Below are 21,474 nucleotides of genomic sequence, written 5' to 3'. Positions count from 1 at the left end.
ACTTCTACCTTTATTAAAGCGACGAGTATTTCTTGCGCAGACGCTGACGGATCAGCTCCGCGAGGGTGTTCATGACGAAGGTGAACAACAGCAGCACCAGCGCCGAGAGGAACAGCACGCGGTAGTGGCTGCCGCCGACTTCCGATTCGGGCATTTCCACCGCAACGTTGGCGGCCAGGGTGCGCAGGCCTTCGAACAGGTTCATTTCCATGACCGGGGTGTTACCGGTGGCCATCAGCACGATCATGGTTTCGCCGACGGCGCGGCCCATGCCGATCATCAGGGCCGAGAAGATGCCCGGGCTGGCGGTGAGGATCACCACGCGGGTCATGGTCTGCCACGGCGTAGCGCCCAGGGCCAGGGAACCCAGGGTCAGGCCCCGCGGCACGCTGAACACGGCGTCTTCGGCGATCGAATAGATGTTCGGGATCACCGCAAAGCCCATGGCCAGGCCGACCACCAGTGCGTTGCGCTGGTCGTAGGTAATGCCCAGGTCGTGGGAGATCCACATGCGCATGTCACCGCCGAAGAACCAGTTCTCCATGAACGGGCTCATGTACAGCGACAGCCAGCCCACGAACAGGATCACCGGGATCAGCAACGCACTTTCCCAACCGTCCGGCACTTTCAGGCGGACCGACTCCGGCAGGCGGCTGAAGGCGAAGCCTGCCACCAGGATGCCGATTGGCAGCAGCATCAGCAGGCTGAAGATGCCCGGCAGGTGGCCTTCTACATAGGGGGCGAGGAACAGGCCGGCGAAGAAGCCGAGGATCACCGTCGGCATCGCTTCCATCAGCTCGATCACCGGCTTGACCTTGCGGCGCATGCCCGGGGCCATGAAGTAAGCGGTGTAGATCGCTGCCGCCACCGCCAAGGGCGCCGCCAAGAGCATGGCGTAGAACGCGGCCTTCAAGGTGCCGAAGGTCAGGGGCGACAGGCTCAGCTTGGGTTCGAAGTCGGTGTTGGCCGCTGTGGATTGCCAGACGTATTTAGGCTCGTCGTAGTTCTCGTACCAGACCTTGCTCCACAGCGCGCTCCAGGACACTTCCGGGTGCGGGTTGTCCAGCACCAGCGGCTGCAACTTGCCACCGGCTTCGACGATCACCCGGTTGGCCCGTGGCGACAGGCCGAACAGGCCCTGGCCTTCCACCACCTGATCCACCAGCAGGGTGCGGTGGGCGGTGCTGTGGAACACGCCGAGCTTGCCGGCGGCGTCCAGGGCGACAAAGCCCTTGCGACGCTCTTCGGCAGTGATTTCGATGACCGGTGCGGTGCCCATCTGGAAGGTGCGGATCTGCTTCAGGCGCAGCTCGCCGTCCGGGTCGCGGGCCATGAACCACTGGGCCAGGCCACCCTTGGACGTACCGATGATCAGCGAGATGCCGCCCACCAGTTGGGTGCTGGCGGTGACTTCGCTGTCGGCGTCTTCCAGCAGTTTGTAGCGACCGTTGAGGCTCTTGTCGCGCAGGCTGAACACGTCGGCCTGGGCCCGGCCGTTGATCACATACAACCATTGCTGGCGCGGATCGACGTACATGGCCTTGACCGGCTCGGTCATCTGCGGCAGCTCGATGCGCTTCTGCTCGCTGGTGACTTCCCCAGTCATCATGTTTTCTTCACGGGTCAGTTGCAGCACCTGCAGCTGGGCACCGGTCGAACCGGCCAGCACCAGCGCGGAGTCCGTGGCGTTGAGGTTGACGTGCTCCAGTGCACCGCCCTGCTCGTTGAGCACGATCGGGGTTTCGCCGTAAGGGTATTCAATGGCCGGGGAGATGGTTTTCTTGCCATCCGGGTAGGTCACTTTATAGGTGTGACGAAACACCAGGGCCTGGCCGTTGGACAGGCCGACCACCACCAGCGGGCTGCCGGGCTGGTCCTTGCCGATGGCGGTGACTTGAGTACCGGCCGGGATCGGCAAGTCGACGCGGCGCAGCTCGGCGCCCGAATCGATGTCGAAGAACAGCGCCTGGCCCTTGTCGGAAACGCGCATGCCGACCTGGTTCTGCTCTTCAAGAGAGAACATCAGCGGCTTGCCGGCGTCCTGCATCCAGGCCGGGGTCAGCGGGTCCTTGGCGGTCAGGTCGGCACCCTGGAACAACGGCGCGACGACGTAAGCCAGGAAGAAGAAAATCAGGGTAATTGCGGCCAACACCGCCAGGCCGCCCACAAGGACGTACCAACGGGTCAGGCGATCTTTCAGCGCGCGAATACGGCGCTTGCGTTGCAACTCAGGCGTATTGAAATCAATGCGCTTGGGGGGAGAAGTCGTAGTCATGGGGGAATTGGCCAGATCATTCATGCGCACACCCTAGCGATCCTGTATGACAGAAAGATGACAATGCAGTGACGCAACAAAACCGCCGCGAAGCAAAGCTGGCAGCGGACAGAAAAGGGGTTGTAGGAGCCGGCGAGCCAGCTCCTACGGTAGCGCCTTAGTTACCTTCTTTCAGACCCAGGTCAGCCAGGGCCTTGGCGGCCACTTTGGCTGGCAGCGGGATGTAACCGTCTTTCACCACAACTTCCTGACCCTGCTTGGACAGGACCAGTTTCACGAACTCGGCTTCCAGCGGGGCCAGAGGCTTGTTCGGGGCTTTGTTGATGTAAACGTAGAGGAAGCGCGACAGCGGGTACTTGCCGTTCAGGGCGTTTTCTTCGGTGTCTTCGATGAACTCAGTGCTGCCTTTCTTGGCCAGGGCCACGGTCTTCACGCTGGCGGTCTTGTAACCGATGCCCGAGTAACCGATGCCGTTCAGCGAGGAGCTGATGGACTGCACCACCGAGGCCGAGCCCGGTTGTTCGTTGACGTTAGGCTTGAAGTCGCCTTTGCACAGGGCTTCTTCCTTGAAGTAGCCGTAGGTGCCGGATACCGAGTTACGACCGAACAGTTGCACAGGCTTGTTGGCCAGGTCGCCGGTCACACCCAGGTCGCCCCAGGTCTTGGCTTCAGCCTTGGCGCCACACAGGCGAGTGGAGGAGAAGATCGCATCGACCTGTTCCATGGTCAGGTGCTGGATCGGGTTGTCCTTGTGCACGAACACCGCCAGGGCGTCCACGGCCACCGGGATAGCGGTTGGCTTGTAACCGTACTTCTGCTCGAAGGCCGCCAGTTCGGTGTCCTTCATCTTGCGGCTCATCGGGCCCAGGTTCGAGGTGCCTTCAGTCAACGCAGGTGGCGCAGTGGCGGAGCCGGCAGCCTGGATCTGGATGTTGACGTTCGGGTATTCCTTTTTGTAGTTCTCGGCCCACAGGGTCATCAGGTTGGCCAAGGTATCGGAACCGACGCTGGACAGGTTGCCCGAAACACCCGTGGTCTTGGTGTAGCTCGGGATAGCAGGGTCGACAGCGGCAACCGCGTTGGCAGTCGCAACGCCAGCGGCGACAAAGGTCATTGCCGCCATCAAACGCTTCAGTTTCATGCCTTACTCCTAGCAGATAGGGTGTGTTAAGTCGGGGCCAAGTATCTGTAGGCCATGTGAACACTCTATGTCTGAAATATGACAATTAGATGAAAGGCCAGCATTCGATGAAGAGGCTGGCCTTTCGCTGAAGCACGGCTCAAGCGCCGCTCTGTAGGGACCGGATCAGCGGCCCTTCTTCCACAAATACAGGCCCACCAGCATCCCCAGGCTGCAAATGATCGCCACATAGTAGGCCGGGCCCATGGCGCTTTCCTTGAGCAGCCAGGTCACGGCCATCGGCGTCAGGCCGCCGAAGATCGCGTACGCCAGGTTGTAGGAGAACGACAGGCCGCTGAAGCGCACCACCGCCGGGAACGCCTTGACCATCACGTAGGGCACGGCGCCGATGGTGCCGACAAACAGCCCGGTCAGGGCATAGAGCGGGAACAGCCACTCGGGGTGCTGCAGCAGGCTGTGATAGAAGGTCCAGGACGTGGCCAGCAGCAGGCCGCTGCCGAACACAAACACCCGGCCAGCACCGAAACGGTCGGCCAGGGCGCCGGAGGCGATGCAGCCCAGGCTAAGAAAGACAATCGCCAGGCTATTGGCTTCCAGGGCGGTGGCCGCCGGGAACTTGTAGACGGTCTGCAGCACGGTGGGGGTCATCAGGATCACCACGATGATCCCGGCGGACAGCAGCCAGGTCAGCAGCATGGAGATGGCAATCGCCCCACGATGGTCACGCAAGACCGCACGCAGCGGCACTTCTTCGGCCAGGGCCTTGCGCTGCTGCAACTCGGCGAACACCGGGGTTTCGTGAAGCCAACGGCGCAGGTAGACCGAGAACAAGCCGAACACACCGCCCAGCAGGAATGGAATCCGCCAGGCGTAGTCGGACACTTCCACCGGGGTATAGATGCTGTTGATGGCCGTGGCCACCAGGGAGCCCAGGAGGATGCCGGCGGTCAGGCCCGACGTCAGGGTGCCGCAGGCGTAGCCGATGTGGCGTTGCGGTACGTGCTCGGAAACGAAGACCCAGGCGCCCGGCACTTCACCGCCAATGGCCGCCCCCTGGATCACCCGCATCAACAGCAGCAGGATCGGTGCCCACATGCCGATCTGTGCGTAGGTCGGCAGCAGGCCCATGATCAGGGTCGGCACCGCCATCATGAAAATGCTCAGGGTGAACATCTTCTTGCGCCCCAGCAGGTCGCCGAAGTGGGCCATGACGATCCCGCCCAGGGGCCGCGCCAGGTAACCGGCGGCAAAGATCCCGAAGGTCTGCATCATGCGCAGCCATTCGGGCATGTCCGCCGGGAAGAACAGCTTGCCGACCACGGTGGCGAAGAACACGAAAATGATGAAATCGTAGAACTCCAGCGCACCGCCCAGGGCGGACAGCGAAAGGGTTTTGTAGTCGTTGCGAGTCAACGGACGAGCGGGTTGCGCAGGCTGCGCGGCACTCGAGGGCACAGAGGTCATGGCAAGGGGCTTCTCTTATAGGTCAATCTGGAAACCGCAACAGCGCTGGTTGGGGCCTGGCAGGTTCGGCACGATAGCAAATTGTTCGAAAAAGCACATGGATGTGCTCAATTGACGAGCAAAATGAGAACCGGACGGTCGTCGCGGAGTCTATCGACCGATATACTCGCAAACCTCGGAGCGCAAACCCGCTCCTGGCAAGGGTTGCTGTGCGAAAACGCTGTTGTGCCTCCTCCTCGACTGAATGAGCCAGCCGGTTTCGCAGAGTTTCCCTTTAGCGCGCCTTAGAAAGAACGTGACGAACGTAGTATGTTCGGGGCTGAATCGTTTTTCCTAAAGACGGCTATTCACCTGAAGTACCCATGAAGCGTCACGGGTCAGAGGCACCCTCGGCATGATAGAGCTCGAACAAGAAGATCCGATCCCGCAAGGCGACCTGGCCCTGCAAATCACCGCACTCCCCCGTGAAACCAACGGTTTTGGCGATATTTTCGGCGGTTGGCTGGTGGCCCAGATGGACCTCGCCGGCACCGCCATGGCCAGCCGCGTGGCCGGTGGCCGAGTAGCGACCGTGGCCATCGACCGCATGGCCTTCCTGGTGCCGGTCGCCGTAGGCGCACAATTGTCCTTCTATACCCAGACCCTGGAAATCGGCCGCAGCTCGATCCAGATGATGGTTGAGGTCTGGAGCGACGACCCGCTGTCCAGCGAGTGGCGCAAAGTCACCGAGGCGGTGTTCGTGTTCGTCGCCATCGATGGCAGCGGCCGCACCCGTTCGGTTCCGCCACGGGCGCGCTGACCGGCCAAGGTTAAACCTGACAGCCGTTGCGCGGTCCATAGCAGCCCCTGCTCCTGAACGAGAATTGCACGATGCCGACGCCTCACGTTGAAACAGTGAAACTGGATGAACTGAACTGCTGGCGCATCCGCCACGGCCAGGCCGAATTGCTGGTGGCCCAGCAAGGAGCACACATCCTCAGCTATCAAGTGGCCGGGCAACCGCCGCTGATCTGGCTCAACGACGAGGCACTGTTCAAGCAGGGCAAAAGCATTCGCGCCGGTGTGCCGGTGTGCTGGCCGTGGTTCGGCAACCTGGCGCGCAACCCGCAAAGCGTGCAGGCCATGCGCCAGAGCAACGAGCCGGCGCCGGCCCACGGCCTGGTTCGCGCCAGCGAGTGGACCCTGGCGGGCATCGAAGGCGACGACGATGGCCTGCTGGTGGAGCTGGTACTGCCCATGCCCGAAGGCGGCTTGCCGGGCTGGCCGCACCAGGTTGGCCTGACCCTGTCGATCCGCCTGGATCAACAACTGCACATCAACCTCACCAGCCATAACCAAGGCACGGACAGCGTCAGCATCAGCCAGGCGCTGCACAGCTATTTCGCGGTCAGTGACGTGCGCAATGTGCGGGTAGAAGGGCTGGATGGCCTGAACTACATCGAGACCCTGGACGACTGGAAGACCGTGGCCCAAGTGGGCGACCTGCAGTTTGCCGGCGAGACCGACCGCATCTACCTCGATACCCCGGTGCAGTTGAACATTGTCGACCCGACCTGGGAACGGCGGATCCAACTGACCAGCCGCGGCTCGCGCTCAGCGGTGATCTGGAACCCCTGGATCGCTCGCGCCGCGCAGTTCAGCGACATGGCCGACGACGGCTGGCAACGCATGCTGTGCATCGAAACCGCCAACGTCCTGGATGACATCGTCACCCTGGCCCCCGGCGCCAGCCATACCCTGGGCGTCAGCATCACCAGCACCCCGCTCTGACCTGTAGGAGCCGGCTTGCCGGCGATACGACTGTCGCCCCAAGCCGCCTCCCCTAGCCCTTCAGAGGTCAGATTCCTTGACCACCCGCACCTTGCCCGCCTCCAGCGCATAGGCCGCATCGGCCAGGTCGTTGCTGACCTTTTCGATCTTCAAAGTGCCAGTCACCCACAGCGGCGTGTAGATGTCGTCCAGCTTCAGGCCCTTGGGGTAGCGCACCAGCACCAGTTGGTTGGGCGGCGGTGGCGGCACGTGGATGCAGGCGCCTGGGTAAGGTACGAGGAAGAACAGCGTGCTGCGGCCCTTGGCGTCGGATTCCAACGGCACCGGATACCCGCCAATGCGAATTTCCTTGCCGTTCATGCCCGGCACGGTCTTGGTGGAATACATCACGGCCGGCAACCCCTTGCTCTGCTTCAAGCCACCCTTGTCGGTAAAGGTGCCCTGGGCTTCGGGGGAGTTGTGGTCGATTTCCGGCATCTGCTCGAGGGCTTTCTGGTCCGACTTGGGCATCAGTTCCAGCCAGTCGGTTTCCGGGAGTTCAGCGGCGTGGGCCAGGCCACTGCCCAGCAACACAAGGGTCAACAAAAGACGGCGCATGGAGGAGCTCGGTCAAGGAAGGGACGATAAGTCGCCGAGCATTCTAGCCCTCCCGGCCTGCGCAGCAGAGAGGGCTTTGTCGCTAAATCAGCTCTTTTTCACAAAGCCGTAGATCACCAGCAGGACGATCGCGCCGACCAGCGCGCCAATGAAGCCCGCGCCTTGACCGGCCTGGTAAATACCCAAGGCCTGGCCGCCGTAAGTCGCCGCCAGCGAACCGCCGATACCCAGCAGGATGGTCATGATCCAGCCCATGCTGTCATCCCCTGGCTTGAGGAAGCGCGCCAGCAGACCCACGATCAAACCGATAAAAATGGTGCCGATAATTCCCATGGCTTTTCCTCTGTATTAGGGGTTACGCCAAAGCCTAGTCAGCACTTTGGCATCCTGCCATCAGAGAACGGCGGCCCTTGAAGGTTCCGCCGTCGCCCGGGTTTTATTGCTCGGCGATCAGCGCTTCGACCTTGAGGATCTGCGCTTCGAGGGTTGCCTTGTCGGCACAGCGCAGGTTGGCGTGGCCGACCTTGCGCCCGACCTTGAAGGCCTTGCCGTAGTGGTGCAGGTGGCAGTCATCGATGGCGATGACCTTGTCCACCGGTGGCACGCTGCCGATGAAGTTGAGCATGGCGCTCTCGCCCACTTTGGCGGTGGAACCCAGTGGCAGGCCGGCAACCGCCCGCAGGTGGTTTTCGAACTGGCTGCACTCGGCGCCTTCGGTGGTCCAGTGCCCGGAGTTGTGCACCCGCGGAGCGATTTCGTTGGCCTTGAGGCCGCCGTCCACTTCAAAGAACTCGAACGCCATGACGCCGACGTAATCCAGCTGCTTGAGCACGCGGCTGGAGTAGTCCTCGGCCAGGGCTTGCAGCGGGTGCTCGGAGCTGGCCACGGACAGCTTGAGAATGCCGCTGTCGTGGGTGTTGTGCACCAACGGGTAGAAACGGGTTTCACCGTCACGGGCACGCACGGCAATCAGCGAGACTTCACCGGTGAACGGCACAAAGCCTTCCAGCAGGCACGGCACGCTGCCCAGTTCGGCAAAGGTGCCGGTCACGTCGGCGGCGCTGCGCAGGACCTTCTGGCCCTTGCCGTCATAACCCAGGGTGCGGGTTTTCAGCACAGCCGGCAGGCCGATGGCGGCCACGGCGGCGTCCAGGTCAGCCTGGGACTGGATGTCGGCGAACGCCGGGGTAGGAATCCCCAGGTCCTTGAACATGCTCTTTTCGAACCAGCGGTCGCGGGCGATGCGCAGGGCTTCGGCACTCGGGTAGACCGGTACGAACTGCGAAAGGAAGGCCACGGTTTCCGCCGGCACGCTTTCGAATTCGAAGGTCACCAGGTCCACTTCATCGGCCAACTGGCGCAGGTGATCCTGATCGCCGTAATCGGCCCGCAGGTGCTCGCCCAACGCCGCGGCACAGGCATCCGGCGCCGGGTCCAGGAAAGCGAAATTCATGCCCAGCGGGGTGCCCGCCAGGGCTAGCATGCGACCCAGCTGGCCGCCACCGATTACACCGATTTTCATGGTCAAAAGCCTCAGGCGACGCGTGGGTCTGGATTGTCCAGCACGCTGTCTGTCTGCTCAGCGCGGAATTTCTTCAGCACGGTGTGGAATTGCGGGTGCTTGGCGCCCAGGATGCTCGCCGACAGCAGCGCGGCGTTGATCGCGCCGGCCTTGCCGATGGCCAGAGTGGCAACCGGGATGCCCGCAGGCATCTGCACGATGGACAACAGGGAATCCACACCCGAGAGCATCGACGACTGCACCGGAACGCCCAGCACCGGCAGGTGGGTCTTGGCCGCACACATGCCTGGCAGGTGAGCCGCGCCACCGGCACCGGCGATGATCACCTCAATGCCACGGGCCTCGGCTTCTTCGGCGTACTGGAACAGCAGATCCGGGGTGCGGTGGGCAGAGACCACTTTCACCTCATAAGGGATGCCGAGCTTTTCCAGCATATCGGCGGTGTGGCTAAGGGTGGACCAATCGGACTTGGAGCCCATGATCACGCCAACCAGTGCACTCATCGTCGTGCCTCTTCTCTCTGGGCGCCCGCAGGCGCGTCAAAAAACAACAAGCCACGCAGGAGGACCGGCGTGGCTTGTTATACGAAATATGGCCGGGCGAACCGGCCGAAGGCCGCGCAGTATACCGAAAAAGGTGGGTTAAACGCACTTTCGCCGACCATCTGTCGAACAAAGTATTTCCGGCGCAAAACCCCGATTTTATTGACCCCCAGGTCAATCCCCCGTCCCTCGTAGGAGCTGGCTTGCCAGCGAAGAGACCAGCCCGGCAATCACCCTCCTCCCGGCCGACGCTTTCGCCAACAGCCGGCTCCTACACGGCCGCGGCTTGTGCGGCGCCGCCCTCCAGCTTGCGCCACAACAGCCGCACATTGGCCTTGCGCACCAGGGCGCAGCGGTACAGGCGAATCTCCAGGGGCACATGCCACTGCGGGCCGCCACACACCACCAACTCGCCCCGAGCCAGCTCGGCGCGCACGCTCAGTTGCGGCACCCAGGCGATGCCCAGTCCTTCCAGGGCCATGCTCTTCAGACTGTCGGCCATGGCGGTTTCATACACCGTGGTGAACCGCAGGTTGCGCTGGCGCAGCAGCAGGTTCACCGAACGCCCGAGGAAAGCCCCGGCGCTGTAGGCCAGCAACGGTACGCTGGCCTCGCCTTCAAGGTCGAACAACGGTTGGCCGTCGGCATCCGCCGCGCACACCGGGAGCATTTCAGTGTGGCCCAAATGCAGGGACGGGAAGATTTCCGAGTCCATCTGCAGCGCCGCGTCCGGGTCGTAGAAGGCCAGCATCAGGTCACAACCGCCCTCGCGCAAGGCATGCACCGCGTCGCCGACGTTGGTCGCCACCAGCCGCGTGGCGATGTTCAGGCCTTCGTTGCGCAACTGGGCGATCCAGCGTGGGAAGAACCCCAACGCCAGGGAATGCGCAGCAGCGACCTGCATCACTTCGCCCTGCCCGCCTTCCAGGTGATGCAGGTGGCGCAGCACCTCACCGAGCTGCTCGACCACGGTGCGCGCGGTCACCAGAAACAACTGCCCCGCCGCCGTCAGCTCGACCGGCGTGCGCGAGCGATTGACCAAGGTCAGGCCCAAGGCGGCCTCCAGGCTGCGGATCCGCCGACTGAACGCCGGCTGGGTCACGAAGCGCCGTTCGGCGGCCTGCGAGAAGCTGCGGGTGGCGGCCAGGGCACTGAAGTCCTCGAGCCATTTGCTTTCCAGATTCATCACGTCCTCCCAGACACGCACCATTTTAGGTCACACGCTCGCCGACAAAGCGGCGTCACACGGACATTATGCCGTTTATGCATAGGCCAGTGCTGAACAGCATTGGCCCAAATTTTCCCGTAAGCCTAGGATTCACAGCGTTCCGGCACAGACCGGGTCCTTAATCGAGATGATTTCTATCATGTCCTCCGCTGCATCTTTCCGCACAGAAAAAGACCTGCTTGGCGTACTCGAAGTACCCGCTCAAGCGTATTACGGCATCCAGACCCTGCGAGCGGTGAATAACTTCCGTCTCTCCGGCGTTCCGATTTCGCATTACCCGAAGTTGGTGGTCGGCCTGGCGATGGTCAAGCAGGCGGCAGCTGACGCCAACCGCGAGCTGGGCCAGCTCAGCGAAGCCAAGCACGCTGCTATCAGCGAAGCCTGTGCCCGTCTGATCCGCGGCGATTTCCACGAAGAGTTCGTGGTGGACATGATTCAAGGCGGCGCTGGCACTTCGACCAACATGAATGCCAACGAAGTCATCGCCAACATCGCGTTGGAGGCCATGGGCCACAACAAGGGCGAATACCAGTACCTGCACCCGAACAACGACGTGAACATGGCGCAGTCGACCAACGACGCCTACCCAACCGCGATCCGTCTGGGTCTGCTGCTGGGCCATGACGCGCTGCTGGCCAGCCTCGACAGCCTGATCCAAGCCTTCGCTGCCAAGGGCGTCGAATTCGGCCACGTGCTGAAAATGGGCCGTACCCAATTGCAAGACGCCGTGCCGATGACCCTCGGCCAAGAATTCCGCGCCTTCGCCACCACCCTCAGCGAAGACCTGGCCCGCCTGAAAACCCTGGCGCCCGAGCTGCTGACCGAAGTCAACCTGGGCGGCACCGCCATCGGCACCGGCATCAACGCCGACCCGCGCTACCAGGCCTTGGCCGTACAACGCCTGGCCACCATCAGCGGCCAGCCGCTGGTACCGGCTGCCGACCTGATCGAAGCCACCTCCGACATGGGCGCCTTCGTGCTGTTCTCCGGCATGCTCAAGCGCACCGCGGTCAAGCTGTCGAAGATCTGCAACGACCTGCGCCTGCTGTCCAGCGGCCCACGCACCGGCATCAACGAAATCAACCTGCCAGCGCGTCAGCCCGGCAGCTCGATCATGCCCGGCAAGGTCAACCCGGTGATCCCGGAAGCGGTCAACCAAGTGGCGTTCCAAGTCATCGGCAACGACCTGGCCCTGACCATGGCAGCCGAAGGCGGCCAACTGCAGTTGAACGTGATGGAGCCGTTGATCGCCTTCAAGATCTTCGACTCGATCCGCCTGCTGCAACGCGCCATGGACATGCTGCGCGAGCACTGCATCGTCGGCATCACCGCCAACGAAGCCCGCTGCCGCGAGCTGGTGGAGCACTCCATCGGCCTGGTGACCGCGCTGAACCCTTACATCGGCTATGAAAACGCCACCCGTATCGCCCGTATCGCCCTCGAAAGCGGCCGTGGCGTACTGGAACTGGTGCGCGAAGAAGGCTTGCTCGACGACGCCATGCTCGACGACATCCTGCGCCCGGAAAACATGATTGCCCCGCGTCTGGTGCCTTTGAAGGCTTGAACCAACGCCGCCCTGCCAACCCAGGGCCACGCTCACCAGGCTGAGGGACTAGACACCTCTCACCTTTTGAGGGCCTGGAGATCACTCTCCAGGCCCTTTTTTTTGCCCAAAAAACGCCCCCCCAACACCGCGTGCCTTTGTAGGAGCTGGCTTGCCAGCGATAAAGCCCGGCCTGCCCTCCTCATCACCCCAACCGACGCCATCGCCGGCAAGCCGGCTCCTACAAAAAGCCATTGGCCGTTTTAGCAGCGCAGACTCGTGCGTCACGGTGGATAATCGTGCCTCCCCCAACACCGAGGCATTTCAGTCGATGGATCCGACGCACATCCAGGCCCTGCAACAGTTACGCAGTTGGGTCCCCGTGGGCCTGCGCCATGCGCAAGTGCTGCTTGAACAGTGCGCGGGCGATCCGCAGCAGGCTGCCGAACGTTTCAAGGCCGAGTTGCTGCAGCACCTGGTGACTCAGTCCGGGCTGCCGCTTGAACAGGCCCGGGACTGTTTGCAGCACGCCGACTACGACCTACCCCGCGCCTTGGCTGCTATAGAGGAAGCGCGCTTTACCCTGACCCAACGGATTTTGCGCAAACACCACCGCGACCCGGGCCATGCCGTCAGCCTGATCGCCCAGGCCGTGGAAACCGTGCATCAGCTTCACCGCGCCTACTGGCTGGCGCTCGAGCAACTGGACGCCCTGGCCCCGGCGCTGCGCTGCTTCATGACGCTGTACGAGTGGGCCAGTTATGAAGACTGGGAGGGTTTTGACAGCGCCGTGCATTTCCAACTGGCCCCAACCATTGCCCAGTTCAGGTACTTGCAATGGCTGGAGTTGGCGGACGCCCTTGAACAGCCCGACCTGCGCCTGGGCCGCGAGGCTTACCAACGGCACAAGCCGCAGCTGGACGAGGCACTGCTGAACCTGGCGCAAGAGAATATCCCGCTGTTCCCGCAGTAACCGGATGAGCGAGTAAACTGCCGCCCTTGCTCGGATACGGACGTCAGCCTCATCACCATGGAACTTCAGTTCAGCATCACCCCGGAATACACCGCCCTCAAACTCGCGGAGCAGCTAGAACTCGAGTTGCGCAAGGATGAAGAAAAAACGGCGCGGCGGATGCGCTGGCTGGAACACTGGCATAAAAAACTGCTCGGTCCGCTGCTGTTCAGCCTGCTGCTGGTGGCAGGGGCGCTGGCGATGTATTTCCCCGCGCAGCAGATCACCCCAGGGAAAATCATTGCCGCGCTCGTCTACACCCTGATCCTGACCCTGCTCTGGCGGCGTTTTTCCGGCCAATGGCTGACGCGCTTGAGGGCCGGCGTCAGTGCCAGTTACGCCAAGCCCCGTAAAAACTTTCGCGGCACGCAGGAGCGCTTGATCAAGGCCCGACTGCACATCGTGCTGAAATCCATCGAGGGCACCTATCGCCTGCTGCTCGGAGACCAGGGTTTTGTCATGATCAACGGCAAAGGAGCCCAAAGCGGATTGGACTGGGACCAGATTGTGAGTTTCAAGGAAAACGCCGACTTCTATTTCCTGGCCTGCGCCAAACTGGAGGCCAAAAAACAGCTGTACATGGTTGCCAAACACAGTGACCTCATGGAGCCCGAGGCTTACCAGCAAGGGCTGGCGCTGCTGCTGGAGAAATGCCCGATAGCGCCTCAGCCCGCCTGACGGATCACCCCGCCGCTATCCCGCCTCGCCTTATTGCCCAGAAACGGAATTTGCATGCACATGTCTCAACCAGCCCCTGCCAAGCCCCGCGCACTGGCCATCCTCGGCACCGGCCATGCCCTGCCTCAGCGGGTGGTCACCAGTGCCGAGCTGGACCGCCAGCTCGGCCTGGAAACCGGCAGCGTGGAACGCATCAGCGGTGTGCAGCAGCGGCATGTCGCCAGTCCAACGGAAAACGCCGCCAGCCTGGGCGCCCTCGCGGCCCGCAAGGCGCTGCTGGCGGCACAGTTGGAGCTGGGGCAACTGGACCTGATCGTCTGCGCCAGCGGCACCCAGGACCAAGGCATGCCGTGCAATGCCGCCTTGCTGCAACGGGAGCTGGGGCTGGGCCAATCCGGCATCCCGGCCATGGACATCAACGCCAGTTGCCTGGGCTTTATCGCCGCCCTGGATACCCTGTCCTGGCCGATCCAGGCCGGGCATTACCGGCGCGTGCTGCTGGTGTGCGCCGATATCGCCTCCTGCGGCCTGGACTGGCAGCAGGTGGAAGTCAGCGGGATCTTTGGCGACGGCGCCGCAGCCGTGGTCCTGGGGGCCGGCGACGGTGGCGCAACCATCCTCGCCTCTCGCCTGAAAACCTATTCCGAAGGCGCCGAGCTGTGCCAGATCCCCGCTGGCGGATCGCGCTATCACCCACGGCGCATCGACGTGCCCTTCGAACCCCTGACCAGCTTTGCCATGCACGGCAAAGGCGTGTTTCGCCTGGCCGCCAAGCACCTGCCCACGCTGATGGACGAGTTGCTGGACCAGGCCGGGCTGAACCGCGAACAGATCGACTGGGTGATCCCCCACCAAGCCAGCCAGCAAGCCATGCAGCACGCGACCCGACGCCTGGCCCTGGGCCCGGAGAAGGTCATTGATATCTTTGCCCGGCACGGCAATCAGGTGGCCGCGTCCCTGCCCACCGCCCTGGACATCGCCGTGCGTGACGGGCGCATCCAGCGCGGGCAACGGCTGATGCTGATCGGCACGGGCGCGGGCCTGTCCCTCGGCGGCATGGTCCTGGAGTACTGATGAAGATTCTGGTCACCGGCGGCACCGGCTTTATCGGTCGGCACCTGGTCTGGCGCCTGGCTGGCGAAGGCTGCGAGGTGCAGTTCAGCGGGCGCAACCCCAAGGCCGCCGCCGAGGTCATGGCCCACAGCCCGGCGCCGGTGCGCTGGTTGCCCCTGGAGCACGGCAGCCCGCTAGGGCAACGCCTGCTGGCCGACGCCAGCCAAGGCTGCGATGCCATCGTGCACTGCGCGGCCTTGTCATCCCCTTGGGGCTCGCCCCAGGCATTTGCCCACGCCAACCTCGACTCCACCGCCGAAGTGATCCACGCCTGCCGGGAACACCACATCCCACGGCTGGTGCACCTGTCCACCCCCAGCCTGTACTTCAACTTCCGCGACCGCCTGGGCATCCGCGAAGACCAGCCCCTGCCGCCGCCAGTCAACGACTACGCCCGCAGCAAAGCCCAGGCCGAGGCCCTGCTGCGCGAAGCCGACCTGGCCCAATGCGTGATCCTCCGGCCCAGGGCGGTGTTCGGCCCCTGGGACGCGACCCTGATGCCACGCCTGCTGCGGGTGATGCAGCGCGGGGCTATTCCGCTGATGCGCGGCGGCAACGCGCAGCTGGACCTGACCTGCGTGGACAACCTGGTGGAGGCCGTGTGGCTGGCCCTGACCCGGCCACTGCCGCGCCGGCTGTGCATCTATAACCTGAGCAATGGCACGCCGCTGAGCTTCAAGGCGCTGCTGGATCAGGTGGCGAAGCACTTCGAACTGCCCCTGCGCACCCGGCGATTGCCCTGGCGCCTGGTGGACCGGATGGCGCAATTGCTGGAACTGCGGGCGCGCCTGGGCAACGGCGGCGAGCCGCTGATCACCCGTTACGGCGCCGGAGTCCTGGCGTTCAGCCAGACCCTGGACATCAGCGCCATCTGCGCCGAACTGGGCTATCGCCCGGTCATCAGCCAAGACCAGGGCATTGCCCAGCACGCCCGCTGGTGGCTGGAACAGCAGAGGCCACCGGCATGAGCCGTCGCGTGCAGGTGCACATCCTGCGGGCCGGCTGGTGCCAGCACCTGGAATGCATGGCCGACCGCGGCGGACGCCTGGCGCCCCGCCAGTTCCCGGCGCTGTGCGGCCTGATCCAACACCCGGACCACGGCTGGATCCTCTACGACACGGGCTACGCCGAGCACTTTTTCCAGGCCACCCGTGCCCTGCCGGAGCGCCTGTATCGCAGCGCCGTGCCCGTCCAGTTGCCAGTGGCGGAACAGTTGCTCGCCCAACTGAATGCCCTGGGCATTGGCCCGGAAGACATCCGTTGCGTGATCATTTCCCACTTCCACGCCGACCATATCGCCGGCCTGCGGGACTTCCCCCGCGCCACCTTTATTGCCCTGGAAGCGGACCATCAACACATTGAAAGCCTGCGCGGCCATCGCTGGCGCGCCACCCTGGGCGGGCATTTGCCCGGATTGCTGCCGGAGGACTTCAGCGCCCGCCTGCGCCTGGCCAATGCCAGCCCGGCCTGCGCCCTGCCCGCATGGATGACGCCGTTCGAACGCGGCCTCGACCTGTTCGGCGACGCCAGCCTGATCGGCGTGCCGCTGCCGGGGCACAGTGAGGGCCAACTGGGCCTGTTTATCCCCGACGCCGAGGGCCGGCCGGTGTTTCTGGTGGCCGACGCGTGCTGGTCAGTCCCGGCCTGTCGCGCCGAACGCCTGCCCGCCGCACCGGCGCTGTGGTTTGCCAGCGCCGATCAACGGCAGTACCGGCGCACCTACAGCGACCTCGGGCAATTAATCCGCCGCGAACCGGCGGTGGCGGTACTGCCCTCCCATTGCACCCACGCCTGGCAGGCCTTCCTCGATGAACAGTGAACGCCTGATCGGCACCTTGCGCAGCGCCGCCTCTTTCCTCCTCAGCCGCTATGCCCTGCGCTTTCAGCGGCGCGACCGGCTGCAAGCCTGGCAAGCCCGGCGCCTGAAGCACTTCATGGCCAAGGTCATGCCCCGTGGGCAACGCTTCCGGCACCTGCGGGCGAGTGACCTGCAGAGCTTGCCGATCATGGACAAGGCCACGCTGATGAACGACTTCGCCGCCTTCAACACCCGCGGCCTGAGCCTGGAGCAGGTGCTGCCGGTGGCCATCGCAGCCGAACAGTCCCGGGACTTCAGCCCGACCCTGGGCGACATTACCGTCGGCCTGTCCAGCGGCACGTCGGGGGCCCAGGGGGTGTTCCTGGTCAGCAGCGTGGAGCGCCAGCGCTGGGCCGGCATCCTGCTGGCGCGCACTTTACCCAGGGCGTTGCTGCCGCGCCTGTTGTGCCCGTGGCTGGCGCCGCTGCGAATTGCCTTCTTCCTGCGGGCCAACAGCCGCCTGTACACCACCCTGGCCAGCCGCCGGATCGACTTCGCCTTTCACGACCTGACCCTCGGTTTGCCGGCGTCCCTGGAGCGCCTCAACCAACAGGACCCGGATGTATTGGTGGCCCCGGCCACGGTGCTGCGCGGGCTGGCCCAGGCCTCGCTGGCCGGCCACTTGAGCATTCGTCCACGGCACATCCTGTCGGTCGCCGAAGTGCTGGAGAGTACCGATGCCGAGGCGGTGTACAGCGCCTTCGGGCTCCACGCCCAGCAGATCTACCAGGCCAGCGAGGGCTTTCTCGGCTACACCTGCGAAGCCGGAACCTTGCACCTCAACGAGAGCCACCTGCACATCGAGCCCCAATGGCTGGACGCCGGGAAGACCCGTTTTCAGCCGATCATCACCGACTTTTCCCGGCGCACGCAGCTGATCGTGCGTTATCGCCTCAACGACATTCTGCGGGTCGCCAGCGCACCCTGCCCCTGCGGCCGGGCCGAACGGGCGATTGCTGCCGTGGAAGGTCGCGCCGATGAAGTCCTCTGGCTGCCCAGCCTCAACGGCGGGCACCTGGCCGCGCTTTATCCCGACGTGCTGCGCCGCTGCCTGTTGATGCTGGGGCCGACGCTGGAGGAATACGAAATCCGCCAACAGGGCCGCCACTGGCAGGTCAACCTGCTGACACCCGGCGACCACCCCGACCTCTGCCAACGCCTAAGCGCGGCCCTTGGCGAGCTCTGTGCCCAGCAAGGCTTGCAGGCCCCGACCTTGAGCTTCGGCCACTGGCAGCCATCGCCGCCCCAGGCCAAACGCCGTCGCCTACAGATGCTTCAAGCCCCCGAGGGACTGCCATGCGTGTACTGATTCTTGGCGCCCGCGCGCCGGCCTGCCTGGAGTGGGCGCGAGCCTTCGAGCACGCCGGCTGGAGCGTCACCGTGGCCGATTCCCTGGCCCACCCCTTGAGCCGCTTCAGCCGCTCGGCCGAGCAGTTCGTGCGCTTGCCCGAGCCCAGGCAAGACCCCGACGCCTGGATCGAAGCCCTGGCCACGGTGATCCGCCAACAGGCCATCGACTTGCTGCTGCCCACCTGCGAAGAAGTGTTCTACCTGGCTCACGGCCTGGAACGCCTGAGCCCGCTGTGCCGGGTGTTCACCAGCCCCTTCGATTTGCTGCATCGCCTGCATCACAAGGGCCAGTTCGCCGCCATGACTCAAGGCTGGGACGTGGCCGCGCCGCCCACCCAACTGCTGCACGACGCCACAGACGTGCAGGCCCTTGTCGCCGAGCGTGAGCAACTGGTGTTCAAGCCGGCGTATTCACGCTTCGCCTCCCAGACCCTGATCCGCCCCAGTGCTGCGCAACTGGCCAAGGTCCGGCCCACGGCCAGCGCGCCCTGGGTCGCCCAGCGCTTTGTCGCCGGGCAGGAATACTGCAGTTTCAGCGTGCTGGTGGACGGCCAGTTGCGGGCCCATAGCTGCTACCAGCCGCGCTACCGGGTCGGGCGCGGCTCCGGGATTTACTTCAACAGCTGCGCGCCCGCGCCCATCCGCGCCTTTATTGAGCAGTTCGGTCGCGCCACCGGCTACACCGGGCAGGTGGGCTTCGACTTTATCGAGGATGGGCAGGGCCGCTTCCAGGTCCTGGAATGCAACCCCAGGGCCACCAGCGGCGTGCACTTGTTCGACGACCAGCGCTCACCGTTGGTGGCGGCGCTCGGCACTGTCGCGACCGAGCCGCTGGAGGCGACCCATGAACCGCGGATGATCGCCCTGGCCATGCTGCTTCTGGCCGCCCCACAACGGGCCTTGAGCGGCGCGTTCTGGCACGACTACCGGCGCGCCCGGGACGTGATCGTCCAGGGCGCCGATCGCGGCCCCCTGACCGCCCAGGTGTTGAGCCTGGCGGAAATCATCGGCCGCGCCCTGACCCGTCGCTGCGGCTTGCTCGCCGCCTCCACCGCCGACATCGAGTGGAACGGCCAATGCCTGGACAGCCCCCGACCATGAAGCTGCTGCGCCCCGAACAACTGGCCGCACTGCCTGACGACAGCCCGGCGCGGCGTTACGTGCAGACCTGCGCCGGCGCGACGCTGATCGGCAACCTCAGCACCGGCCTGGCGCTACTCGACACCGGCAGCCAGCAGTTTCCGGTCAGCATCACCGATGGCAACGAGCCGGCGGACAACTGCTACGTGGTCTCGCCCCTGACGGCCTACAGCGGCTACGCCCGGGAAGAGCTCAAACGCCTGCAGCGGCCCTGGCTGACCTGGCCGCTGAAGCTGCTGACCCAAGGCGTCGACCGCCTGCTGCGAGCGGCCAAGGTCGACCGGTTGGTGCAGGTCAATAACTGGCTGCTGTCGACCAACCTCTACCCGCCCGACTGGACGGGTGATGACCTGCCGGCGATCACCGAGCTGCTCAAGCGAGACTTCCCCGATCACGGTTTCGGCTTTCGCTCGCTCAACGACTTCAGCAACCCGGGGCTGCGCCAGCGCCTGCAAGCCCTGGGCTACCTGGCCATCCCCAGCCGCCAGGTCTACCTGTTCGACGGTCGCGAGGGTGAGCGGGCGGCCTTCCTGCGCCACCACAACACCCGCCTCGACGCCACCCTGCTGCGCCGCAGCCCCTATAGCCTGGTGCACGGCGAACAGCTGCAGGCGGCCGACTTCCAGCGCATCGAGCAGCTCTACAACCTGCTGTACCTGGATAAATACAGCACCCTGAACCCCCACTACAGCGCCCAATGGATGCAGCGCGGCCAGGCCGAAGGCTGGCTGGAAATGCGCGCCCTGCGCAGCCCCGAAGGGCGCATCGACGGCGCCCTTGGCTGGTTCGCCAACAGCGCCCTGATCAGCACGCCGATCGTAGGCTACGACACCGCCCTGCCCCAGCGTGCCGGCCTGTATCGACAACTGACCCGGCTGTGCCTGCAGGAGGCGGTGGAGCGGCGCCAAGTCCTCAACTTCAGTTCCGGCGCCGCAGGCTTCAAACGCCTGCGCGGCGGCCAGCCGGAGATCGAATACAGCCTGGTCCACGTGGCGCATCTGTCCCGCGGCCGACGCCTGGTGTGGCAGTTGCTGAGCTTGCTGCTGACGCGGATCGGAGTGCCCCTGATGAGGAGGCTCAAACTGTGAAACCCAACCTTGCCTGGTGGCCCGTGGCCCTGAGCCGCGAACTGCAACGCCAGCCGCTGGGCTGCACCCTGCAGGGCGTGCCACTGGTGATCTTTCGCGACGCCGAGGGCGTGCCGGCAGCGCTGCCGGACCGTTGCCCCCATCGCTTCGCGCCGCTGAGTGCCGGGCGGGTGCGCGATGGGCAGATCGAATGCCCGTACCACGGCTGGCGCCTGGACGCCCAGGGCCGTTGCGCCCACCTGCCGGGCCAGCAACAGCAGCGCTGCAGCCAGGCCTTGCTGCAACCCTTGCACAGTTGCGAAGCCCAAGGGCTGGTGTGGGTCAGCCTGGCGCCCGAGCGCCCGACGATCGCTCCGGTGGCCCCTGCCGAACAACGCCAGGCCCTGGATACCTTCTGGATTCAGAGCCAGGTGCGCTGCTCGCTGCAGGATGCCGCGGAGAATTTTCTCGATGGTTTCCATACCCATTTCGTCCATGCCGGGTGGATTCGCCACGACCGCAAACGCCAGCACATTCGGACCTGGGTGCATCGGTTGGAGGATGGCGTCGAAGCGCAATACAGCGAAGAAGGCACCCAGTCCGGACTGATTTCCCGCCTGTTCGAAGGAGAACGCGGCGTCAGCATGGGGCGCTTCCGCCTGCCGGGGTTGGCAGAAATCGAATACCGCGACCGCCAGGGCCGCCTGAATTTGTTGGTCAGCGCCTGGCTCACCCCGGCCGCTGATGGCCACTTGCGCCTGTTCGCGCGCATCGCCACCGCCCGCCACCGCGCCCCGGCCTGGCTCAAACGCAGCCTGCTGCAGCCGCTGTTCCAGGTGATCCTGCGGCAGGACCGGCAGATTCTGGAAAAACTCAGCGCCAATCAGCAGCGTTTTGCCGACGTCCCAGCCCCTTGGCGTCGAGACACACCCCAGGACAGCCCGCAGGATTTGCTCGGGCCCTGGATCCGCCAGTTGCTGGAACACGGAGAGTTGCGCGATTTCCAGGAACGGCACGACGCCTTCTGGCTGTAGGGGCCAGCCCCCACAGAGGATGTTGGTCTTGCAGGCCTCATCGCGGAATGTGTAGGCGCCTGGGCGTATGCAAGGGGTGCGCGCGGGGGCGTTTTGGGTGGTTTTTTTGCGGGGGGTTGGGGCGCTGACAAGAACCGATT

General features: G+C 64.4%; 20 protein-coding genes. 12 read left to right on the top strand and 8 right to left on the bottom strand.

Annotation, left to right across the window (positions count from 1 at the left end; genetic code table 11):
- Window positions 1-13: 13 nt before the first annotated feature.
- From M1B34_RS05570 to M1B34_RS05560, 3 genes are all read right to left on the bottom strand, one after another.
- A complete protein-coding gene (locus tag M1B34_RS05570) occupies window positions 14-2,047 on the bottom strand; it encodes an ABC transporter permease subunit (protein ID WP_185039047.1) in 2,034 nt (677 codons plus the stop codon).
- Between the two features lie 385 nt (window positions 2,048-2,432).
- Window positions 2,433-3,416 carry a phosphate ABC transporter substrate-binding protein PstS gene (locus tag M1B34_RS05565; protein WP_123327890.1) on the bottom strand — a complete coding sequence of 328 codons (984 nt, stop codon included), beginning with the start codon at window positions 3,414-3,416 and terminating at the stop codon, window positions 2,433-2,435.
- A 165-nt stretch (window positions 3,417-3,581) separates the two neighbouring features.
- The gene (locus M1B34_RS05560) at window positions 3,582-4,880 is read right to left on the bottom strand and encodes an MFS transporter (RefSeq protein ID WP_123327891.1); all 1,299 of its coding nucleotides are present in this window, start codon (window positions 4,878-4,880) and stop codon (window positions 3,582-3,584) included.
- A 394-nt stretch (window positions 4,881-5,274) separates the two neighbouring features.
- Here M1B34_RS05560 and M1B34_RS05555 point away from each other — a divergent pair, with 394 nt between their 5' ends.
- Complete coding sequence (locus M1B34_RS05555; RefSeq protein ID WP_003229628.1) at window positions 5,275-5,679, top strand: acyl-CoA thioesterase; 405 nt, start codon at window positions 5,275-5,277, stop codon at window positions 5,677-5,679.
- 71 nt (window positions 5,680-5,750) lie between these two features.
- Window positions 5,751-6,650: a D-hexose-6-phosphate mutarotase gene (locus tag M1B34_RS05550; RefSeq protein ID WP_123327892.1), complete on the top strand. Its 900-nt coding sequence runs from the start codon at window positions 5,751-5,753 to the stop codon at window positions 6,648-6,650.
- Window positions 6,651-6,710: 60 nt separating this feature from the next.
- On the opposite strand, the gene M1B34_RS05545 is transcribed toward M1B34_RS05550, so the two are convergent.
- The 5 genes from M1B34_RS05545 to M1B34_RS05525 all read right to left on the bottom strand — a co-directional run bounded on the left by M1B34_RS05545 (window position 6,711) and on the right by M1B34_RS05525 (window position 10,497).
- Window positions 6,711-7,247 (bottom strand): DUF3299 domain-containing protein, encoded by a 537-nt coding sequence (locus M1B34_RS05545; protein ID WP_123327893.1) that lies wholly within the window; start codon window positions 7,245-7,247, stop codon window positions 6,711-6,713.
- 87 nt (window positions 7,248-7,334) lie between these two features.
- Window positions 7,335-7,580, bottom strand: a complete 246-nt coding sequence (locus tag M1B34_RS05540; RefSeq protein ID WP_011064289.1) for a GlsB/YeaQ/YmgE family stress response membrane protein — start codon at window positions 7,578-7,580, stop codon at window positions 7,335-7,337.
- Window positions 7,581-7,683: 103 nt separating this feature from the next.
- Window positions 7,684-8,769 (bottom strand): 5-(carboxyamino)imidazole ribonucleotide synthase, encoded by a 1,086-nt coding sequence (locus tag M1B34_RS05535; protein WP_123327894.1) that lies wholly within the window; start codon window positions 8,767-8,769, stop codon window positions 7,684-7,686.
- A gap of 11 nt (window positions 8,770-8,780) precedes the next feature.
- Window positions 8,781-9,272, bottom strand: a complete 492-nt coding sequence (purE, locus tag M1B34_RS05530; RefSeq protein WP_020298262.1) for a 5-(carboxyamino)imidazole ribonucleotide mutase — start codon at window positions 9,270-9,272, stop codon at window positions 8,781-8,783.
- 310 nt (window positions 9,273-9,582) lie between these two features.
- Window positions 9,583-10,497: a LysR substrate-binding domain-containing protein gene (locus tag M1B34_RS05525; RefSeq protein ID WP_185039016.1), complete on the bottom strand. Its 915-nt coding sequence runs from the start codon at window positions 10,495-10,497 to the stop codon at window positions 9,583-9,585.
- A gap of 181 nt (window positions 10,498-10,678) precedes the next feature.
- Between M1B34_RS05525 and aspA the strand changes: the two genes are divergently transcribed.
- The 10 genes from aspA to M1B34_RS05475 all read left to right on the top strand — a co-directional run bounded on the left by aspA (window position 10,679) and on the right by M1B34_RS05475 (window position 21,334).
- The gene (gene aspA / locus M1B34_RS05520; RefSeq protein WP_028618519.1) at window positions 10,679-12,103 is read left to right on the top strand and encodes an aspartate ammonia-lyase; all 1,425 of its coding nucleotides are present in this window, start codon (window positions 10,679-10,681) and stop codon (window positions 12,101-12,103) included.
- Between the two features lie 310 nt (window positions 12,104-12,413).
- The gene (locus tag M1B34_RS05515) at window positions 12,414-13,055 is read left to right on the top strand and encodes a UBA domain-containing protein (RefSeq protein WP_123327896.1); all 642 of its coding nucleotides are present in this window, start codon (window positions 12,414-12,416) and stop codon (window positions 13,053-13,055) included.
- Window positions 13,056-13,112: 57 nt separating this feature from the next.
- Window positions 13,113-13,772, top strand: coding sequence for a hypothetical protein (locus M1B34_RS05510; protein WP_268264619.1), 660 nt, complete (start codon window positions 13,113-13,115; stop codon window positions 13,770-13,772).
- 60 nt (window positions 13,773-13,832) lie between these two features.
- Complete coding sequence (locus M1B34_RS05505) at window positions 13,833-14,846, top strand: beta-ketoacyl-ACP synthase 3 (RefSeq protein ID WP_268264618.1); 1,014 nt, start codon at window positions 13,833-13,835, stop codon at window positions 14,844-14,846.
- A complete protein-coding gene (locus M1B34_RS05500; protein WP_268264617.1) occupies window positions 14,846-15,853 on the top strand; it encodes an NAD-dependent epimerase/dehydratase family protein in 1,008 nt (335 codons plus the stop codon). Before M1B34_RS05505 ends, M1B34_RS05500 begins: the two co-directional genes overlap by 1 nt.
- Window positions 15,850-16,704, top strand: coding sequence for an MBL fold metallo-hydrolase (locus tag M1B34_RS05495; protein WP_268264616.1), 855 nt, complete (start codon window positions 15,850-15,852; stop codon window positions 16,702-16,704). Before M1B34_RS05500 ends, M1B34_RS05495 begins: the two co-directional genes overlap by 4 nt.
- On the top strand, window positions 16,694-18,052 hold the full coding sequence (locus M1B34_RS05490; RefSeq protein WP_268264615.1) for a F390 synthetase-related protein: 1,359 nt from the start codon (window positions 16,694-16,696) through the stop codon (window positions 18,050-18,052). Before M1B34_RS05495 ends, M1B34_RS05490 begins: the two co-directional genes overlap by 11 nt.
- The gene (locus M1B34_RS05485) at window positions 18,040-19,194 is read left to right on the top strand and encodes an ATP-grasp domain-containing protein (protein WP_268264614.1); all 1,155 of its coding nucleotides are present in this window, start codon (window positions 18,040-18,042) and stop codon (window positions 19,192-19,194) included. The genes M1B34_RS05490 and M1B34_RS05485 overlap by 13 nt, the downstream gene beginning before the upstream one ends.
- On the top strand, window positions 19,170-20,321 hold the full coding sequence (locus M1B34_RS05480) for a hypothetical protein (protein WP_268264613.1): 1,152 nt from the start codon (window positions 19,170-19,172) through the stop codon (window positions 20,319-20,321). Before M1B34_RS05485 ends, M1B34_RS05480 begins: the two co-directional genes overlap by 25 nt.
- The gene (locus M1B34_RS05475) at window positions 20,318-21,334 is read left to right on the top strand and encodes an aromatic ring-hydroxylating oxygenase subunit alpha (RefSeq protein ID WP_268264612.1); all 1,017 of its coding nucleotides are present in this window, start codon (window positions 20,318-20,320) and stop codon (window positions 21,332-21,334) included. The genes M1B34_RS05480 and M1B34_RS05475 overlap by 4 nt, the downstream gene beginning before the upstream one ends.
- Window positions 21,335-21,474: the final 140 nt, after the last annotated feature.

The sequence above is a fragment of the Pseudomonas morbosilactucae genome (assembly GCF_023241715.1).
Classification (GTDB): domain Bacteria; phylum Pseudomonadota; class Gammaproteobacteria; order Pseudomonadales; family Pseudomonadaceae; genus Aquipseudomonas; species Aquipseudomonas morbosilactucae.
This window is presented reverse-complemented; position numbering and strand designations above follow the sequence as displayed.

Bases quoted from the DNA above. Each gene is read 5' to 3' on its own strand.
- M1B34_RS05545 (WP_123327893.1), bottom strand. From the start codon at position 7,247: ATGCGCCGTCTTTTGTTGACCCTTGTGTTGCTGGGCAGTGGCCTGGCC.
- M1B34_RS05505 (WP_268264618.1), top strand. From the start codon at position 13,833: ATGTCTCAACCAGCCCCTGCCAAGCCCCGCGCACTGGCCATCCTCGGC.
- M1B34_RS05560 (WP_123327891.1), bottom strand. From the start codon at position 4,880: ATGACCTCTGTGCCCTCGAGTGCCGCGCAGCCTGCGCAACCCGCTCGT.
- M1B34_RS05485 (WP_268264614.1), top strand. From the start codon at position 18,040: ATGCGTGTACTGATTCTTGGCGCCCGCGCGCCGGCCTGCCTGGAGTGG.
- M1B34_RS05495 (WP_268264616.1), top strand. From the start codon at position 15,850: ATGAGCCGTCGCGTGCAGGTGCACATCCTGCGGGCCGGCTGGTGCCAG.
- purE (WP_020298262.1), bottom strand. From the start codon at position 9,272: ATGAGTGCACTGGTTGGCGTGATCATGGGCTCCAAGTCCGATTGGTCC.
- M1B34_RS05535 (WP_123327894.1), bottom strand. From the start codon at position 8,769: ATGAAAATCGGTGTAATCGGTGGCGGCCAGCTGGGTCGCATGCTAGCC.
- M1B34_RS05570 (WP_185039047.1), bottom strand. From the start codon at position 2,047: ATGCAGGACGCCGGCAAGCCGCTGATGTTCTCTCTTGAAGAGCAGAAC.
- M1B34_RS05540 (WP_011064289.1), bottom strand. From the start codon at position 7,580: ATGGGAATTATCGGCACCATTTTTATCGGTTTGATCGTGGGTCTGCTG.
- M1B34_RS05555 (WP_003229628.1), top strand. From the start codon at position 5,275: ATGATAGAGCTCGAACAAGAAGATCCGATCCCGCAAGGCGACCTGGCC.
- M1B34_RS05480 (WP_268264613.1), top strand. From the start codon at position 19,170: ATGCCTGGACAGCCCCCGACCATGAAGCTGCTGCGCCCCGAACAACTG.
- M1B34_RS05515 (WP_123327896.1), top strand. From the start codon at position 12,414: ATGGATCCGACGCACATCCAGGCCCTGCAACAGTTACGCAGTTGGGTC.
- M1B34_RS05525 (WP_185039016.1), bottom strand. From the start codon at position 10,497: ATGAATCTGGAAAGCAAATGGCTCGAGGACTTCAGTGCCCTGGCCGCC.
- M1B34_RS05510 (WP_268264619.1), top strand. From the start codon at position 13,113: ATGGAACTTCAGTTCAGCATCACCCCGGAATACACCGCCCTCAAACTC.
- M1B34_RS05565 (WP_123327890.1), bottom strand. From the start codon at position 3,416: ATGAAACTGAAGCGTTTGATGGCGGCAATGACCTTTGTCGCCGCTGGC.
- M1B34_RS05490 (WP_268264615.1), top strand. From the start codon at position 16,694: ATGAACAGTGAACGCCTGATCGGCACCTTGCGCAGCGCCGCCTCTTTC.
- M1B34_RS05550 (WP_123327892.1), top strand. From the start codon at position 5,751: ATGCCGACGCCTCACGTTGAAACAGTGAAACTGGATGAACTGAACTGC.
- M1B34_RS05500 (WP_268264617.1), top strand. From the start codon at position 14,846: ATGAAGATTCTGGTCACCGGCGGCACCGGCTTTATCGGTCGGCACCTG.
- aspA (WP_028618519.1), top strand. From the start codon at position 10,679: ATGTCCTCCGCTGCATCTTTCCGCACAGAAAAAGACCTGCTTGGCGTA.